Source organism: Variovorax sp. J31P207 (assembly GCF_030316965.1).
In the GTDB taxonomy this organism is placed as follows: Bacteria; Pseudomonadota; Gammaproteobacteria; order Burkholderiales; family Burkholderiaceae_C; genus Variovorax; species Variovorax ginsengisoli_B.
The window spans coordinates 1-17,014 of sequence record NZ_JASZYN010000024.1 but is presented as its reverse complement, the minus strand read 5'-3'; the positions used below and the strand labels follow the sequence as shown (position 1 = coordinate 17,014).

The 17,014-nt window shown below is 63.7% G+C and carries 14 protein-coding genes; 11 read left to right on the top strand and 3 right to left on the bottom strand.

Annotated elements, in window-relative coordinates; all coding sequences use genetic code 11:
* Window positions 1–29 precede the first annotated feature (29 nt).
* The 8 genes from QTI68_RS38505 to nhaC all read left to right on the top strand — a co-directional run bounded on the left by QTI68_RS38505 (window position 30) and on the right by nhaC (window position 8,994).
* Entirely contained in the window at window positions 30–890 is an 861-nt protein-coding gene (locus QTI68_RS38505) for a LysR family transcriptional regulator (protein ID WP_286529581.1), read from the top strand.
* A gap of 103 nt (window positions 891–993) precedes the next feature.
* A complete protein-coding gene (locus tag QTI68_RS38500) occupies window positions 994–1,464 on the top strand; it encodes a hypothetical protein (RefSeq protein ID WP_286529579.1) in 471 nt (156 codons plus the stop codon).
* Window positions 1,465–1,683: 219 nt separating this feature from the next.
* Window positions 1,684–2,172: a helix-hairpin-helix domain-containing protein gene (locus QTI68_RS38495; protein WP_286529578.1), complete on the top strand. Its 489-nt coding sequence runs from the start codon at window positions 1,684–1,686 to the stop codon at window positions 2,170–2,172.
* 89 nt (window positions 2,173–2,261) lie between these two features.
* A complete protein-coding gene (locus QTI68_RS38490) occupies window positions 2,262–2,879 on the top strand; it encodes a LexA family protein (RefSeq protein WP_286529576.1) in 618 nt (205 codons plus the stop codon).
* 349 nt (window positions 2,880–3,228) lie between these two features.
* Entirely contained in the window at window positions 3,229–4,596 is a 1,368-nt protein-coding gene (locus QTI68_RS38485; protein ID WP_286529574.1) for a tetratricopeptide repeat protein, read from the top strand.
* A gap of 169 nt (window positions 4,597–4,765) precedes the next feature.
* A complete protein-coding gene (locus QTI68_RS38480) occupies window positions 4,766–6,190 on the top strand; it encodes a basic amino acid/polyamine antiporter (RefSeq protein ID WP_286529573.1) in 1,425 nt (474 codons plus the stop codon).
* A 34-nt stretch (window positions 6,191–6,224) separates the two neighbouring features.
* Window positions 6,225–7,481 (top strand): arginine deiminase, encoded by a 1,257-nt coding sequence (locus QTI68_RS38475; protein ID WP_286529571.1) that lies wholly within the window; start codon window positions 6,225–6,227, stop codon window positions 7,479–7,481.
* A gap of 34 nt (window positions 7,482–7,515) precedes the next feature.
* Complete coding sequence (nhaC, locus tag QTI68_RS38470; RefSeq protein ID WP_286529570.1) at window positions 7,516–8,994, top strand: Na+/H+ antiporter NhaC; 1,479 nt, start codon at window positions 7,516–7,518, stop codon at window positions 8,992–8,994.
* Window positions 8,995–9,099: 105 nt separating this feature from the next.
* Here the strand turns inward: nhaC and QTI68_RS38465 are convergent, their stop codons facing one another.
* A complete protein-coding gene (locus tag QTI68_RS38465; RefSeq protein WP_286529568.1) occupies window positions 9,100–10,758 on the bottom strand; it encodes an FAD-dependent oxidoreductase in 1,659 nt (552 codons plus the stop codon).
* Between the two features lie 2 nt (window positions 10,759–10,760).
* Window positions 10,761–11,738: a tripartite tricarboxylate transporter substrate binding protein gene (locus QTI68_RS38460; RefSeq protein ID WP_286529567.1), complete on the bottom strand. Its 978-nt coding sequence runs from the start codon at window positions 11,736–11,738 to the stop codon at window positions 10,761–10,763.
* Between the two features lie 84 nt (window positions 11,739–11,822).
* On the opposite strand from QTI68_RS38460, the gene QTI68_RS38455 reads away from it, so the two are divergent.
* On the top strand, window positions 11,823–12,743 hold the full coding sequence (locus QTI68_RS38455; protein ID WP_286529566.1) for a LysR family transcriptional regulator: 921 nt from the start codon (window positions 11,823–11,825) through the stop codon (window positions 12,741–12,743).
* Between the two features lie 310 nt (window positions 12,744–13,053).
* Here QTI68_RS38455 and QTI68_RS38450 read toward each other — a convergent pair whose 3' ends face one another.
* Entirely contained in the window at window positions 13,054–13,977 is a 924-nt protein-coding gene (locus QTI68_RS38450) for a LysR substrate-binding domain-containing protein (protein WP_286529565.1), read from the bottom strand.
* Window positions 13,978–14,088: 111 nt separating this feature from the next.
* On the opposite strand from QTI68_RS38450, the gene QTI68_RS38445 reads away from it, so the two are divergent.
* Both QTI68_RS38445 and QTI68_RS38440 read left to right on the top strand, forming a co-directional pair.
* Window positions 14,089–15,579 carry a lyase family protein gene (locus QTI68_RS38445; RefSeq protein ID WP_286529564.1) on the top strand — a complete coding sequence of 497 codons (1,491 nt, stop codon included), beginning with the start codon at window positions 14,089–14,091 and terminating at the stop codon, window positions 15,577–15,579.
* Window positions 15,576–16,538, top strand: a complete 963-nt coding sequence (locus QTI68_RS38440; RefSeq protein WP_286529563.1) for a Bug family tripartite tricarboxylate transporter substrate binding protein — start codon at window positions 15,576–15,578, stop codon at window positions 16,536–16,538. The genes QTI68_RS38445 and QTI68_RS38440 overlap by 4 nt, the downstream gene beginning before the upstream one ends.
* Window positions 16,539–17,014: the final 476 nt, after the last annotated feature.

Genomic DNA, 17,014 nt, shown 5'->3' with positions numbered 1-17,014 from the left:
CAACAATTTTGCATTCAAAAGGAGCTGTCGTGGACATCGATCTTGCGCTCACATTCCTGGAAATCGCGCGCTCACGCAGCTTCCTTCGCGCTGCGGAGCACCTGCACGTCACACCGACAACTGTCAGCGCTCGCATGCGGACGCTTGAGACCCTGCTTGGCCGGGCGCTGTTCATCCGCAACAAGGCCGGCGCTGCGATGACCCCGGCGGGCGAGCAGTTCCTGCCTCACGCCGGCCTGCTCGTGCAGGTGTGGGAACGGGCGCGGCATCAGGTCGCAGTGCCGGTGGGCCGGCGCGCCGTGCTCTCCGTCGGCTGCGAAATGAGCCTGTGGGATCCGCTCTTGCTCGACTGGCTGCTCAGGATGCGCTCGGCAGCCCCCCAGCTCGCCATCCGCACCGAGGTGGGTGCGGCTCGCGAACTGGTCGACAAGGTGGCGACCGGTGTGCTGGACATCGCGATTGCCTACGCCCCGCAGCAGCGGCCCGGTTTGCGCGTGGAACTCCTGATCGAAGAAAAGCTGATCATGGTGTCGACCTCACGGGCTGCACGGCTGCCGGGTCCGAACGAATACATCTACGTCGATTGGGGGCCGGAGTTCTCGCTGCAGCACGGAATGGCTTTTCCCGAACTGTCGAATCCCGGTGTCACCGCGGGCCTGGGGCCGCTCGGGCGCGAATACCTGCTCGCGGCCGGGGGCGCGGGCTATTTCCGACTGGATGTGGTGCGTACCCATCTTGCCGCGGGACGGCTGCATCGCGTCAAGGACGCGCCGGAATTCTTGTACCCGGCCTACGCTGTGTACGCCGCAGAAGGGGACGCCAGCATCATCGAACCCGGGCTGGCCGGGTTCAGGGGTGTCGCACGACCGCAGGCGAGCAAAAAGCGGTGATGCGTGACGGAGGGCAGCCGGTACGTACCTGCGCCTGTGAGGTGCAGGTTGCGCCGAGGCCCGCTACGATGTCGACTGTCCGAGCTTCGACATGGAGACGCCCATGAAAGCCTTCCGCCTGCACTTGTTGCCGCCGGTCCTGGCCCTGCTGCTGGCCGCTTGCGCCAGCGATCCGTCCCGCCTGGCCCTCGGCTCTTCGCGCGCCCAGACCCTGCAGCAACTGGGCAAGCCGACCGCCACCTACCCACTTCCCGATGGCGGCGAGCGCTTGCAGTATTCAACCGAGCCATACGGATACGAGGTCAACAACGTCGATCTGAACGCGGCCGGGCAAGTGGTGGCCGTGCGTTCCGAACTCGCCGCGCCGCTGGTCAACAACCCGATCCAGGTCGGCAAATGGCGCGAGGCAGAAATCCTGCGCACCTATGGAAAGCCCTTTCAAGTGACGCGCGTGGATTCCTTCGACGGCACGATCTGGAGCTGGCACATACAGCAGAACTACCTGCCGTACCTGTTCTACGTCTACTTCGATCCGGCCGGCGTGGTGGTGCGCTACTCCGTCAGCCCTCAATGACGCCGATCGGGGGCTGAGCAGGCGGACAGCCCGAGCGCCCGCAAAGGGGCCCGAACGCGAGTTCGCTGTGTATCGAAGCGGTCGACCAGCGGCCGACGCCGAAAGAACCTCTATCGCCGCGAACTGTTCTATCGTTGCTCCGTCCTGGAATAGGTTTAGGCTTTTCAAGATGCGATGTTGCCCCATCGGGTCGTCGTTCGAAGGTACATAGGAGAGCCTATGTCTCGCACTATTTGTTCTGTGGGTGACTTGGCGCAGTTGCCCGACGACGAACTGCTCGCGTGTCTTGCCCAGTTGCGGGTTGCAATCCACGACGCAAAGCGCGAGCATGCGGCCGCCCGACGCGATGCACGAATTTCCGAAGACACGACGCTGGAGTTTCGGTCGTTCGAATGGCGCCCCCGAGGTCCCCAACGTTTTTCCTTGCCTGCCAGGCTGAGCCCGCAGACTCCCGTCGAAGAACTCCCGGTGCGCGCCAAGGCCCGCGGTGCTCTTTTCGAACTCCACATCTTCTGCGTCGAGGACCTGTCAGCCATCAGCGAACAAGAGCTCATGATGAAGGAAGCCATCGGCGCCAAGACCGTCAATCGCCTCCGCGAAGCGGTCGCTCGCATCGGCCTGGACTTTCTTCCGAATCCCACGGGTGAAGCGACGACGTTGGAAGGATCCAGAACCGTCAACGTCACGCCTGCCGGCCAGCAACCTTGAATTCGGTCTCCCTTCTGGCGCTTGGATTCTTGGACAGAAACGCTATCATTGAATTAATTTCTATCCTCAACAGCGCCTAACCTTGGGCTGTGAGCAGCTACAACCTGATTCGAGAAGGACGCAAGCGCCTCGGCATGAGCGAGCAGCAATTTGCTGACACGCTGGGGGTAAGTCGTGGCGCCGTACAGCAATGGGAAAAGCCAGGCGGTACTGCCCCCAAACGAGCCAATCAGGCACGCGTGGCCGACCTGCTAGGCATCTCGGTGGCAGAACTCGTGTCGGGGGTGTCGGCAGGCGGGCGAGGCTTGGACGTGCGTGCTGAGGTCCCATTGGTCTCATCGGTCGAGGCGGGGAACTACACCGTCATCGACAACTTCAAGCCCCGCCAGCAATTCGAGACCGTGCCGGTGAGCGTGCCGATCAAGCGCCACACCTATGCACTGCGCGTGCACGGCGACAGCATGGTCAGCGAGGTCGGAGACTCGTTTCCGGAAGGGTCGATCCTGATCGTCGAACCGGAGATGGCCGCCGAGCCTGGCGACTACGTGATCGCACTGAACCAGTCCAACGAGACCACGTTCAAGCAGCTGGTCAAGGACGGGGGCGATTTGTACCTCAAGCCGTTGAACAGTCGCTACCCCATCAAACCGCTGAACGGGGCCCGCGTCATCGGCGTCGTTCGGGAGTTCACCAAGCGTTTTCGATAGCCTGATCACCCCGACGGCGGCGTGATATAGATAGATTTGGCATGCACTGCCATGTTTTTCTATCAGCCTCCCGTTGTCATACGTGGCAGGCAGCTCTGAGCGTCCGACGGCGGATTCGCAGCGGTGCGTAGCTCTCCGCCACCATAGAGTGCGACTCATCGGACGGCCGAATTGCAAAGAGTCTGAGGGCAAACAGCATTAACTGCAAACCGTTTGTCCACGTTGCGCCAGTTGCCAAAACGGATGCTTAATGCCGCCGACAAGAGAGCGGAACTCGAAGTCCCATGTAGATTGCCCTGGAGCATGGCTCGTCGACCAGGTCTCGAGTAGAAATAAGAGGAGACCAAGGATGGGTATCAATCGACCTTCTGCGTGTCGCAGATCTCGCGTCCGACATCATTCGTATTTTTGGCGAGCAGCAGCCCGGACACTTTTGCTCACGACATGCGTGCTGGCTGCAAACCTGGCCGTCGCCGCTGATCCTGACGCCCCCCGTGCAGATCAGTTGATCCGCAATGGCAAGTATCAGGAAGCCTACGAGCTGCTCGCCCCCTTCGAGCCGACCAACTCGAACGACGCCACCTTCACTTACCTGCTCGGCCGTGCCGCACTGGGCACCCAGCGCGGCGAAGAGGCCAAGGCGCTGTTCGAGCGCAGTCTCGCCATCCGACCGGACAACGTCTCTGCGCATCTCGCACTCGGGCGTGCCTACTTCGCGCTCGGACAGTACGCCGAGGCGAAGATCGAGTTCGAGACGGTGCTGCGCTTCGACAACCTGCCGCCCGACGTGCTGTCGCAGGTCGAGATCTACGACCAGGCGGCGCGGCAGTCGCTCGACCAAGGCAGGTCGCTGACGGGATTCGGCTATGCGGAAACCGGCGTCGGCAATTACCGTGTCAACAAGACCGTCGGCACGAGGACTTTCGGCGGCGGCGACCGCAGCGACACCTTCTACAACGCGCGCGCCGGCGGCGGCGCGAACTACGCACTGCAGAACGGCTACGCGATCGATGCGACGCTCGACTATCGCTACCGCTACTACGACAACTCCGACAGCAGGAGTGATTCGGATCTTCGCTGGACACTCGCCGGCAGCAAGGCACTGGGCGAGAACAACCTCGCGGCCGGCTTCAGGGGCCGAACCAGTTACAGGGGCGACGGCAACTACCGCAACGATGTCTCGATCTTCACGGACTATCGCATGCGCTACAACCCGGACAACCAGTTCACGGTCGGCGCAGACATTCGCCGGCGCCGGTATCCGGAGGGCCCAGAGCGCGACCGGAGTCGGACCACTGCCCTGGTGTCGGCGGGATGGGTCAATTCATTCATGGAAGGCAAGGGCAGCTTTTCATTGACGGGCCATGCCGGGCGCAACTATGCAACCAGCCGGCCCGATGGCGATTCCAACGTTTTCGGTGCCACTGCCGCGTTGGACTTCACCGTGAACAAGAAGCTGGGCTGGGGCGGCTTCGTATGGTGGGAGCGTGACATGTTCGCTTCGGACAACATCCACTTTCATCCCGATACCCTCGACAACTCCATCGTCCTGCGGCGCCGGGATAACCTCTACGAAGTCGGCGCCTACCTGGTCTGGGAGTTCGTGCCCACCTGGACGCTGCGCCCGGAGATTCTCTGGATCCGGGACCAGAGCAATTCGATCGGGGCTAACTACAGCTCGACCGAAGTGTGGATCAATGTGCGCAAGGCGTTCTGAGCCCGCGGCCGCCGCTCTCCTTCCCGTCTCATTCGCAACGATGGCCCAAACCGGCACGCGGGCCTTCACGCTGCGCAAGCAGCGACTCGCGAGACGCTTCTGCTGCATGGAGTCCTGAAGAAGCAAGGGCGACCAGATCGTTGAGTTCACGCAACAACAAGGAGACAGCATGGCTTCGACCGAACAAAAGATGTCACGGATGCAACTCACCGCGATGGTGGTGGGGGGCATGGTCGGCGCGGGAATCTTCTCGTTGCCGCGCACCTTTGCCAACGCCACGGGTCCGTTCGGCGCTGTCATCGCGTGGCTCATCGCCGGCACCGGCATGTACATGCTGGCGCGGGTCTTCCAGTCGCTGGCCGAACGCAAGCCCGACCTCGACGCCGGCGTCTTCGCCTATGCCAAGGCCGGCTTCGGCGACTACCCCGGCTTCCTGTCGGCCTTCGGCTACTGGATCGGCAGCTGCATTGGCAATGTCTCGTACTGGGTGCTGATCAAGTCCACGTTGGGTGCGTTCTTTCCGATCTTCGGCGATGGCAACACGGTCGTCGCGATCGTGGTGGCATCGATCGGCATCTGGCTCTTCCACTTCATGATCCTGCGTGGGGTCCAGCAGGCGGCGTTCATCAACACGGTCGTCACGATCGCCAAGGTCATCCCGATCCTGGTGTTCATCGCGATCCTGATCTTCGCGTTCAAGATGGACATGTTCCGCTTCAACTTCTATGGGGCAGGCTTGGAAGGGGGCATCTTCGAGCAAGTTCGCGCGACCATGCTGGTCACGGTGTTCGTCTTCCTCGGCATCGAAGGCGCGAGTGTGTACTCGCGCTACGCGAAGGAGCGCTCCGACGTTGGCGCCGCCACGATCACCGGTTTCGTCGTGGTGACCACGCTCATGGTGCTGGTCACATTGCTTCCCTATGCCGTACTGGAGCGGCCCGACGTGGCCATCATGCGCCAGCCGTCGATGGCGACCGTTCTCGAGGCCGTTGTCGGTCCGTGGGGCGCGGTCTTCGTGAGCCTGGGGCTCATCGTTTCGGTGTTGGGGGCGTATCTGGCGTGGTCGCTGATCTGCGCCGAAGTGCTCTTCGCCGCGGCGAAAACCAAGGATATGCCGAAGGCCTTCGCCAAGGAGAACAAGAACAAGGTGCCGGTCGTGGCCCTGTGGGCGACGAACATCATCGTGCAGCTCATCGTCATCACTACCTACTGGTCGCGGGATGCGTTCTCGCTGATGCTGAATCTGACCAGTGCCATGGCCTTGATTCCCTTCCTGCTGGTGGCAGGCTACGGCCTGCAGCTGACGAAGCGTCGAGAAGGCTATGACGTGCGCCCCGAGGAGCGCACCCGCGATCTCATCATTGCAATCGTCGCGACTGCCTACACGGCTTTCTTGCTCTATGCCGGCGGCATGAAGTTCATCGTCCTGTCGGCCGTCCTCTATGCGCCAGGATCGGCGCTCTACTTCTGGTGTCGCCGTGAGCAAGGCCTGCCGGTGTTCACCAAGGCATCGGACTGGATCATCTTCGGCCTTGCCGTTGTCGGCGCCGTGATCGGCATCTATTGGATCGCCACGGGTTACATCACCATCTAGCCACTCCGGCTGGGTCCTCACACAGGAGAACGTCATGGCAACAGAGACAAAACCCACCGCATTCGGTGTCCACTCCGAAGTGGGTCAACTGCGCAAGGTGATGGTGTGTGCGCCGGGGCTGGCGCATTCACGCCTCACGCCCAGCAACTGCGACCAACTGCTGTTCGACGACGTGCTGTGGGTCGAGAATGCCAAGCGCGACCACTTCGATTTCGTCACCAAGATGCGCGACCGCGGCATCGAGGTGGTCGAGATGCACAACCTGCTGGCCGAGACGGTGGCGGTGCCCGAGGGCAAGAAGTGGATCCTCGATAACCAGGTCGTGCCCAACCAGGTCGGCCTCGGCTTCATCGACGAACTGCGCAGCTACCTCGAAGGACTCGACAACCGCGCCCTGGCCGAGACCTTGATTGGTGGCCTGTCGACCCACGACTTTCCGGATGCGCATGGCGGCAAGGCGCTGGCAGTCGCCCGCGAAGCCGCAGGCGCCACCGAGTACCTCTTGCCTCCCTTGCCCAACACCCTCTACACCCGTGACACCACCTGCTGGATCTACGGCGGCGTCACCCTCAACCCGTTGTACTGGCCCGCGCGCCACGAAGAGACCATCCTCACCACCTCCATCTACAAGTTCCACCCCGACTTCGCCGCCAAGGTGAACGTATGGTGGGGCGACCCGACCGAGGACCACGGCCTGGCCACCCTCGAAGGCGGCGACGTGATGCCCATCGGCAAGGGCAACGTGCTGATCGGCATGAGCGAGCGCACATCGCGCCAGGCCATCAGTCAGCTCGCGGCGACGCTCTTCAAGAAGGGCGCAGCCGAACGCGTCATCGTCGCGGCCATGCCCAAGATCCGCGCCGCGATGCACCTCGACACGGTGTTCACCTTCGCCGACCGCGACTGCGTGCTGCTGGCGCCGGACTTCATGAACCAGACCCGGACCTACTCCTACCGTCCGAGCAGCCATCCGAGCGGGGTCGAACTGCACGCGGAGAACAAGCCCTTCGTCGACGTCGTGGCCCAGGCGCTCGGCTTCAAGAAGCTGCGCGTGGTCGAGGCCGGCGGCAGTGACTACCAGCGCGAGCGCACCCAGTGGGACAGCGGCGCCAACCTGGTCTGCGCGTCACCGGGCGTGGTCTATGCGTACGACCGTAATACCTACACCAACACGTTGCTGCGCAAGCAAGGCATCGAGGTGGTGACGATTGTCGGTGCCGAACTCGGCCGCGGTCGTGGCGGTGGCCATTGCATGACTTGCCCGATCGTTCGGGACGCGGTGGACTTCTGACTGGTTTCCGGCTGCATCCAGGAGGGCCCCGACTATGGAGACAGAACAAGCGACAAGGCCACAGCTATCACTGACCGAGGCCATCATTCCCGTCGCCAGTCTGATTTTTCTGGTCGGACTTTCCTACTTCCTGTTCGGCGATGCGGGTGCGGGCGGGCCCAACCAAGTGGCGCTGATGATGGCGACGATGGTGGCTGCCGTCATCGGTCTGCGTCATGGCCTCACACTGGGAGAAATGCGCGACGCGGCCATTGCGAGTGTCAGCTCGGGCCTTGGCGCCATCTTTATCCTGCTGGCGGTCGGCGCGCTGGTTGGCACCTGGGCACTGAGCGGCACCATTGCCGCGATGGTGTACTACGGCCTGCAATTGCTCAGTCCCAACTACTTCTACGCCACCGCCCTGCTCATTTGCGGCTTCATCTCCTTCAGCATCGGGAGTTCGTGGACGACCGTCGGCACGATCGGCATCGGCCTCATGGGCATCTCGCAGAACATGGACATGAATGCCGCCATCACGGCAGGAGCCGTCATCTCGGGCGCTTACTTCGGTGACAAGTCTTCACCGCTTTCGGACTCGGCCAACCTTGCCGCTGCCGCGGCGGGCGTCGATCTGTACAAGCACATTCGAGAGACCTTGCTGACTTCGCTGGTGGCGCTCCTCATCTCTTTGCTCGTCTTCTACCAGCTCGGCCGTCCGGGTGAGTTCGACGCGAGCCAGAAGATGGCTCTGCTCAAGAGCACCTTCAACATCTCGCTGATCCTCTTCATCCCGCTCGCAACCGTGATCGTGCTTGCTCTGTGCAAGGTTCCCGCCTTCACGTCGATCTTTATCGGCGCGCTCGTTGCCGCCGGACTCGCGGCCTTCACTGCGCCAGAACGCGTCATTGCCTTCGCCCAGCCGCGAGAAGGCATTCCGAGCGCACTCGCGATGCTCAAGGGCATGTGGCTGGCGCTGGCGAGCGGCTACAAATCCTCGACCGGCGTTCCGACCATCGACCTCCTCGTGACACGAGGCGGAATGGAAAGCATGATGAGCACGATCTGGCTCATCATCACCGCTCTCGCCTTCGGCGGCGTCGTCGAAAAGTGCGGTGTGCTGGAGCGCCTGACGACTCCCATCCTCGCGCGGGCGAAGAGCACCGGGGCATTGGTCGCCGCACTCGCGGCCGCCATCATCGGCACCGCCATTGCCACCGCCGATCAGTACATGGCCGTGATGCTGCCGGGGCGGTCCTTCAAAAGTGCCTTCGAAGCACGCGGCCTCGCTCCGGTCGTGCTGTCGCGCACGATCGGTGACGTTGCGACACCCACGTCCGCTCTCATCCCATGGAACAGTTGCGGCGCCTACATGGCGGCCACCCTTGGCGTCGCCACGACCAGCTACGCGCCCTTTGCGATCTTCTGCATCGCGAGCCCGATCATCGCCATCGTCATGGCCTATTGCGGCATCCGCATGCCGCGTGTTTCCGCGCAACACTTGGCGTCGAGCGACACGCGATCGACACAAGAGTGAAGCACTACGATCGCAATGCTCCACGACCGATCTCACCATGCTGATGGATCACGGCGTGCAGCCGCGCTACTTCGCGACTCACACGCCCGATCAGCCAGTCTTCAATCAGGGTTTCGGCTCAGCCTTGACTCCGCGCAGCAAGTCCACCAGTGCGACGGCGTCTCCTGGTACGAAGTTCGATCGCCAGGCCACATGCTGGTCGTCACGGCATAGCACCAGCTTGTGTCTGTACGCCTCCGGCACCTTCTCTCCCCCAAGGTCCAGGACCCGGAGTGGAACCCGGCGCGAAGCCGCAGCTGCTTGCAAGGCTTCAATGTCGACAGTGGCGTCGAAGCGCATGAGCGTATAGCCCGCGCCGAACGCGTCATAGAGCGATCTGCCGTCGGACAACCAGAAGTGAGGCGCACGACAGCCTGGGACCGTCGAAGGCGTGAAGTCGCCCATGGTGTATTCGGGAGCGCGCTCGTCGTCTCCCACGATGATCGGCGATCCCGTGTAGTAGTAGCCGAAGTTCAGCCCCGCGCAGCAATACTGCTCCACGTTCAGTTCGCGGGCCTCCCGGCCGATCCGGTCACGCGCCGCTGCGCCTTCGGGCGTCGTCTCCTCGATGTTCGCCGGCACCGCACTTCTCGCCTTGATCATCTTCGCCGCATGGTTCATCGCGAAGTGCGAGACCTGCGCGGTGATCGGCTGGCGCTCTGCCTCGTAGGCGTCGAGGATCGACTCTTCGCCCCAACCTTGAATCCTGGCGGCAAGGAGCCAGGAGAGGTTGAGCGCGTCGGCTATCCCCGCGTTCATTCCGTACCCCGCGTAGGGAACCCAGAGGTGCGACGCGTCTCCGGCGATGAAGACGTTCCCGTCGCGGAACCGATCGGCGACAAGGCGCCGGCCGACCCAGTCCTCCTTGCTGATGACCTCGTACTCGAAATCCGCATCGACCCCCAGGATCTGCCGGATCGACCAGTCTCGATCCACGGACTCGAAGTCCGGTTCCTCGGGATTCAGATGGTTGTGCACCAGCCAGGTCTGGCTGCCATCGATCGCGAAGACCGTTCCGCAGCGGCGCGGATTGACCGAGTAGTAGCACCATGAAGGCTTGCCGGGCAGCAGGCTGCGAAGACGGGGGGCCCGAATGTAGGTCGACTGGACCCGCTGCACGACCGCCGTTCCTTCGAGCTTGGACCCGATCGCCTTGCGAACCGACGAACTGCCGCCGTCGCAGCCGACAAGGTAGCGGCAGCGAATCTGCCTGAATGTCTCGCTGTCCAGATCGAGCGCCGTGGCCTCGATGGCTTCGGGCTCTTGCGTGAAGGAGGTGAGTCGCGTTCGATTGAGCAACGTGACGCCTTGCAAGGCGGCCGTGTGCTCGAGCAACACGGGCTCGAGGTAGATCTGGTTGATCCGGTGCGGGGGCTCGGGAGTCGGCCACCAGGTATCCGGCCCGTCCGTCGATGTATATCGCTCGCCACGCCCCGGAATGGGGATGCGGGAGAGCTCGGTGCCGGTCATGCTGGTCCGGAAGACCACGTCGTTGGGATAGTCCTCCGGCAATCCCGTGGCTCTCAACTTGTGTGCGACCCCGAGTCGGCGAAAGCGCTCCATCGTCCGTGCGGCGACGTGGTTGCACTTGACGTTGGGCGGCTCCGCGTAGTCGCGAATCTCCACGATGGCGACTGTCACCCCTCGCGACACCAGGTCCATGGCCAGGGTGAGGCCTACCGGCCCGGCGCCGACGATCAGTACGTCCGTGTCGATATTCTTCATCTTCAATCGATCTTGATGTTGCTTTGCTTGATCACCTTCGCCCACTTCGCGGTTTCCGAAGTGATGAACGAGGCCAGTTCCTCTGGAGAGCCCGGCGTGGGCTCAACGCCCAGGTTGCGAATGTTGGCCTGGACCACCGGATCGGCCAGGGCCTCGGTGAGCGCAACGTTCATGCGGGCAACGGCGCCAGTCGGCGTGGCGGCGGGCGCGACGACACCGAACCAACCGGTCGAGTCGTATCCGGGCACGCCGGCTTCCGACATCGTGGGCACCTCGGGCAGTTGCGACAAGCGCTTCGGAGTGGTCACGGCGTAGGCGGTGAGCTTGCCGGCCCTGATCTGCTGCAGCGCCGAAGGCAGGTCGACCATCGCCAGATTGACCTGCCCGCCGATGGCGTCGAGGGCGGCCGGGCCCGATCCCTTGTAGGGCACCTCCACCAGCTTGACGCCGGCCATCTGGCTGAAGAGCGCAATCGACAGATGCATCGCGGTACCGTTGCCGCCGTGCGCGACCGTGAGTTCTCCGGGATGTGCCTTGGCCCTGGCAATGAGGTCCTGCAACGTCTTCGCGGGCACCGCGGGGTTGCCAACCAGCACGAACGGAATGGAAGCCAGCATGCTGACCGGCCGAAGGTCCTTCTGGACGTCGAAGGGCATCTGGGCGTACAGGCTGCTGTTGGCGGACAACGCCCCGGCCGCCACGACGCCCATCGTGTAGCCGTCGGGCTGCGCCTTGGCGACCACGCTCGTTCCGATGTTGCCGCCCGCGCCCGGCCGGTTGTCGACGATCACGGGCTGGCCGAGCGACTCGTTCAGGCGCGGCACCAGCATGCGCACGACAGCGTCGGAACTGCCGCCAGGCGGAAAGGTCACCACCATCCGGATGGGTTGCCGCGGGTACTTCTCTGCGGGCTGGGCCAGGGCGGCCACCGCGAACCCGGCGGCCAATGCCGCAACAAGCATTCGAATCTTCGTTCTCATCAGGTGTCTCCTTCGGACTGGATTGCACACCTCCGGCATTCTTAAGTAAATCGAAATTAAACGAATCAGATATGATGAAATCGTATGAATCAACCGAGCAAGTTCAGCCCGAGCATCCGGCAGCTTCGGGCCTTTCGCGCTGTGTTCCATCTGGGAAAGCTCAGTGCCGCGGCCGAACAGCTTTCGCTCACCCAGTCCGCGGTGAGCGTGCTGATCCGCCAGCTCGAGGAGGGCCTGGGCACGCGACTGTTCGATCGAACGACCCGATCGCTCCGCTCGACACAAGCGGCGATGGAGGCGATTTCGGTGGCCGAAAGGGTTCTTCGTGATGTCGACTCGCTGGGGGCTGGTCTTCGAGACCTGGGGCAGCTTCGGCGCGGCCGGGTGTCGCTCGCCATCACGCCGACCCTCGGAGAGATCCTGCTTCCGGCCGTGGTGCGGCGCTTCGGCAAATTGCATCCCGAGATTCGCGTCGTGGTGGACGACTGCGCTCCGGACCAGTTCGTCTCTCGCATCGTGGGCGAGCACGTGGACCTCGGACTCGGGGCTCCGGAACGCGCGGCAGCCGATGTCGACACCGAGCGAATCATGGGCGACACGTTGGCCCTCGTATGCCGCAAGGACGATCCTCTCGCGGCTCGGACCCGTCTGCGATGGTCAAACCTCGACGGAGTGCCTGTCATCACCGTCAGGCCAGGATACGGAATTCGGCAGATGATCGATGGAGCGGCGGCGCACGCGGGTGTCATGCTCGATGTCGCGAACGAAGTCACGTTCTTCTCGACTGCCTTGTGGATGACTCAGGCAGGCGCCGGCGCCTCGATCATGCCGACAGCGTACGCGCGCGCCTCACGGCACAAGGACCTTGTGGTGAGAAGTCTTCACGACCCAGTGGTCTCCAGAGACATCTCCTTGGTCACCAAGCGCGGTCGGTCGTTGTCACCGGCGGCGGAAGCACTCGCTGTCGTCATCCGAACGGAGTTGGGCAGGACTCAGATAGATTGACCTCTGCGTTGCGGCGCCTGCCAGCGGCGGGTGAATTGATCGAGACTGTTGGGGGCACCGTCGAGGACGGCAGCGATGCCGAACAGGCCCGCGATCTCCCGTGCTGCTCGGTGAATTCACACTGCCAGACCGAGTCCGGTCGTCCAAGTGCCAAGGACCTGTCGGTATCGAAGGCCGGTCCCAGGGTCATCCAGGCATAGACCAGCGCTCGCCCCTGAGCGAGCGCCCGATCGAGACTCGCGCGAGCGAATCCCGATCGACCCGCAAATCGAGCGACTGTTCCTCGGCGGCGCGCACGCGATGGCAGGCGTCAGCGAAGCTGCGCCTCGATAGCCTCGCGCGACCATCCCGGCGCGACCATCCGGATGAAGTCGAATGCGAACCTCTTCAACAGATGATCTCGCCGGAGGCTGATCATCGCGGTCGACGAGGGGAACAGATGGTCGACCGGCACGGCACGCAGGTCCCTGTCCAGCGCCGCGTTGAACGCCATCTTCTGCAGCACGGCGACACCGACACCGGCAGCGACGTAGGCCTTGATGATGCTCGCGTCCATGGCCCGCATCACGACCCAGGGCGTGACGCCGTGCCTGCGAAACTCGCTCTGGACCACCGACCCCGATGTGTAGCTGTTGTCGTAGGTGATGAGTGGCCATCGCGCGATCTGTTCCATCGTCACTTTTCCCATCTTCAACAACGGATGTCGCGGCGGCACGATCAGGCACCGGTCGATGTCGTAGGCCTTCAGCGAGACGATGCCCTTGGGCACCGATTCCGGAAGCGTGCAAAGGCCGATGTCGAGGCTTCCCGTCGTCACGCCCGCCAGGATATTTGATGGGGGGCCGACGGTGAATTCGAGCTTCACCTGCGGATAGATCTGCAGGAACTGCCTGGTCACTTCGATCAATGAATAGCGCGCGTGGATGTGGGTCGTCCCGACGCGCAAGGTGCCTTCGCTGTCGGCAGGAAGGTTCTGCTTCAGCCCCTTGAGGGCCTGGGCATCCTGCAGCACCCGGGCGCACAGCGAGAGCGCTTCCTTGCCGGGCTCGGTCAGAGCCGTCAGGCGGTTTCCGGACCGCACGAACAGCTCGATGCCAATCTCCTTTTCGAGCGCGCGGATCATCTTGCTGACGCCCGGCTGCGTGGTGTGCAGCGCTTCGGCCGCGCGCGACACGCTGAAGCCGCTGTCGACGACCTGGCGCACACACTGGAGTTGCTGAAAGGTGATTGGCACTGCGCGATTCAGTATGCCTTGGCGGCAATGATGACGACCTAAACATTCATTTTACACAATGGTCTTCGGCGTCAAGAATCGCGTCACCCCAGCAATCCCGGAACCAGAAACATGCCAGAGGCTGCCGATTCTCACGACGTGAATGCGACTTTCCGCGGCGGCGGCCGCTCCGTCGAATATCTCGACCAGATCAACAAGGCCTCGATCGTGGCCCTGGCCGAGGCGCAGATCGTGACGTCGGGCGTGGCCCGGCGTATTGCGACCGGCATCCTCGCGGTGCTGCAGACCGAGCAAGCTACGCCACGGCAGTGGTCCGCCGACTACCTCGACTACGAACCGAAGCTGCTGGCCGCCGTGGGACCGGACGCTTCGCGCCTGCATTGCGGCCGCAGCCGGCAGGACATCTCGGCGACCATCGCACGCATGAACCTCCGCGCAGGGGTGCTCGACGAAAGCGACGCGCTGATCGAGGCCCGTCAGGCCCTGCTCGCGCTCGCGGAATCGCACAAGGAAACCATCGTGCCGGCCTACACGCACGGCGTGCAGGCCCAGCCGACGACCCTCGCCCACTATCTGCTCGGCATGGGCGGCGCGCTGGCGCGCAGTTCGTCGCGACTGCGGGCGGCCTACAGGCACGCCAACGAAGGCCCACTGGGTTCGGCGGCTCTGACGACATCGAGTTTCGCGCTCGATCGCCACCGCCTGGCTTCGCTTCTCGGCTTCGACGGACTCGTCGAGAACGCCTACGACGCCAACCATCTCGCGCCGGTCGACACCAGCCTCGAAGTGGCCGCCGCGCTGGGCATCGCGGCTGTGCAGATAGGGCAGTTCGCCCAGGACCTTCATGCGCAATACGCGTCGCCGACGCCGTGGATGACGCTGCAGCGGGGCGAGCTGGTTGGGGTCAGCAGCATCATGCCGCAAAAGCGCAATCCGGCCGCCTTGGAGCAGTTGCGCGTCCAGAGCAGCATGCTGCTCGGCGAGATGCAGGCCGTGTCGCTCATGGCGCACAACGTGCGCAGCGGAATGTTCGACTACCGGGCCTACGACCCGGTGCCCAGTGGCCGCGCCCTCGCCCTGTTCGAGCTCCTGCGCAAGGTGCTCGGCGGATTGGTTGTCGACAAGGAGCGTGCGCTGGCCGAAGTCCACGGCGACTTTTCGACGGCGACGGAGATCGCTGATGCCCTGCTGCAGCGCGCGGATGTCCCCTTTCGCATCGGACACCACTTCGCGTCAGCACTGACCGACTTCGGCCGCGCGCGCCATCTCAGCCTGCGCGAGATTCCCTACTGCGAGGCCGCACGCATCTACGAAGCCATGGCCTCGCATCCCTTCCCCCTGGACGCGAAAACCTTCGCAGAGGTCGCGAGCCCCGAGTACATGGTCTTCGGCCGCAAGGGCGCCGGCGGCCCGCAGATCGCGGAGGTAAACAGGATGCTTTCCGGTCAGCGGGAAACCATCGCTGCCGACCGTGCATGGACGCAATCCCGCCGTGCCCAGCTGTCGCATGCCGATGCGCGACTGGACGCCGCCGTCGAGGCGATCGCGAACGGCGCAGCGGCCTCTATCCCCACCATTCCTTCGAACCCGGAGACAACATGATGAAAAGACTTCTCTCGCTGCTGACGGTCCTGGCCGTGTCCCTGTCCGCCATGGCCGCGCCCTACCCGGACAAACCGGTGCGCATCGTCGTGCCCTATTCACCAGGCGGCGGCGGCGACGTGGTAGGCCGCCCACTCTCCCAGGAATTGGGCAAGCAGTTGGGTGGCTCGTTCTTCATCGACAACCGCGGCGGCGCGGGTGGCAACATCGGCATGGAGTACGTGGCCCAATCGCCGGCGGACGGCTATTCGGTGGTGCTCGCCCTGACCTCGCAGCTTGCGATCAATCAAGCCCTGTACCCCAAGCTACGCTACGACGCGCTTGCCGATTTCGTGCCCATCACGCTGCTGGGCTCCGCACCTTACTTTCTCGCGGTCAACGCGTCGCTGCCAGTCAAGAACCTGGCCGAGTTCATCCAGCTTGCGAAGTCGAAGCCCGGCGGCATGTCCTATGCGTCGACGGGCAATGGCAGCGGCCTGCACCTGTCGATGGAGCTGCTCAAGTCGATGGCCGGCATCGATCTCGTGCACGTGCCGTACAAGGGCGGCGGCGCGGCACTGACCGACCTGCTCTCAGGCAATGTGCAGGCGATGTTCGTGAGCTACGGGACCGGCAACGCGCAGATCAAGGCCGGCAAGATCCGGGTTCTCGCCGTGTCGTCCAGCCAGCGCTCCCCGGCGCTGCCGGAGGTCCCCACCATCGCGGAAGCCGGCGTACCGGGCTACGAGTCCGGGGTCTGGTACGCCCTGTTGGCGCCGCATGGCACGCCGAAGGAGGTCGTCAAGCGCCTGCACGACGGGTCGGTGGCCGCGCTCCAGTCGAAGGACCTGCGCGAGCGCTTCGCCTCGGACGGCGTCAAGCCCATCGGCTCGACGCCGGAGGAACTCGCGAAATACATCCAGTCCGAGCGGGTGAAATGGGCCGAGGTCGTGAAGCGCTCGGGCGCCACGGTCGAGTGAGAGCCTCGGTGCAGCACCAGCGTCTTCGAGGGCGCATCACCGGACAGCGCGCCCGCAGTTCCGCCTGCACCCGACGCACTTCATCGGCGCCACTGCTCGCATAGACGAACGCAGTCGCGCCGGGTGCGAGGCGTCGGCGTCGCGCAGCATCCCGGTCCGACGAAAATTGGCCGGCGGGCCCTGGGCCATGCCCCAGCCGCCCGTCACGAGCGCGAGCGCACTGCTGAGCCCGCCTCGCCCCTCCCTGAAATACCCCGTCACCAAACCCCGGGTTTTCCATTAATCAATCCACTTGATTTATTAACTCAGGGATTCCAAACTCTGTTGCCCGTCCTCAATACTTTTTGGCAAACAGGAGACAAACAGATGCTCAAGCTCACCCTCGCCGCCGCCGTGACCGCTGCCGCGCTGGCCGCCCAGTTCCCCGCCCAGGCCGCCGAGCCCGTGATCGGCCTGATCACCAAGACCGAGACCAA

Bases quoted from the DNA above. Each gene is read 5' to 3' on its own strand.
- QTI68_RS38455 (WP_286529566.1), top strand. From the start codon at position 11,823: ATGAATCAACCGAGCAAGTTCAGCCCGAGCATCCGGCAGCTTCGGGCC.
- QTI68_RS38480 (WP_286529573.1), top strand. From the start codon at position 4,766: ATGGCTTCGACCGAACAAAAGATGTCACGGATGCAACTCACCGCGATG.
- QTI68_RS38475 (WP_286529571.1), top strand. From the start codon at position 6,225: ATGGCAACAGAGACAAAACCCACCGCATTCGGTGTCCACTCCGAAGTG.
- QTI68_RS38440 (WP_286529563.1), top strand. From the start codon at position 15,576: ATGATGAAAAGACTTCTCTCGCTGCTGACGGTCCTGGCCGTGTCCCTG.
- QTI68_RS38485 (WP_286529574.1), top strand. From the start codon at position 3,229: ATGGGTATCAATCGACCTTCTGCGTGTCGCAGATCTCGCGTCCGACAT.
- nhaC (WP_286529570.1), top strand. From the start codon at position 7,516: ATGGAGACAGAACAAGCGACAAGGCCACAGCTATCACTGACCGAGGCC.
- QTI68_RS38500 (WP_286529579.1), top strand. From the start codon at position 994: ATGAAAGCCTTCCGCCTGCACTTGTTGCCGCCGGTCCTGGCCCTGCTG.
- QTI68_RS38445 (WP_286529564.1), top strand. From the start codon at position 14,089: ATGCCAGAGGCTGCCGATTCTCACGACGTGAATGCGACTTTCCGCGGC.
- QTI68_RS38495 (WP_286529578.1), top strand. From the start codon at position 1,684: ATGTCTCGCACTATTTGTTCTGTGGGTGACTTGGCGCAGTTGCCCGAC.
- QTI68_RS38465 (WP_286529568.1), bottom strand. From the start codon at position 10,758: ATGAAGAATATCGACACGGACGTACTGATCGTCGGCGCCGGGCCGGTA.
- QTI68_RS38460 (WP_286529567.1), bottom strand. From the start codon at position 11,738: ATGAGAACGAAGATTCGAATGCTTGTTGCGGCATTGGCCGCCGGGTTC.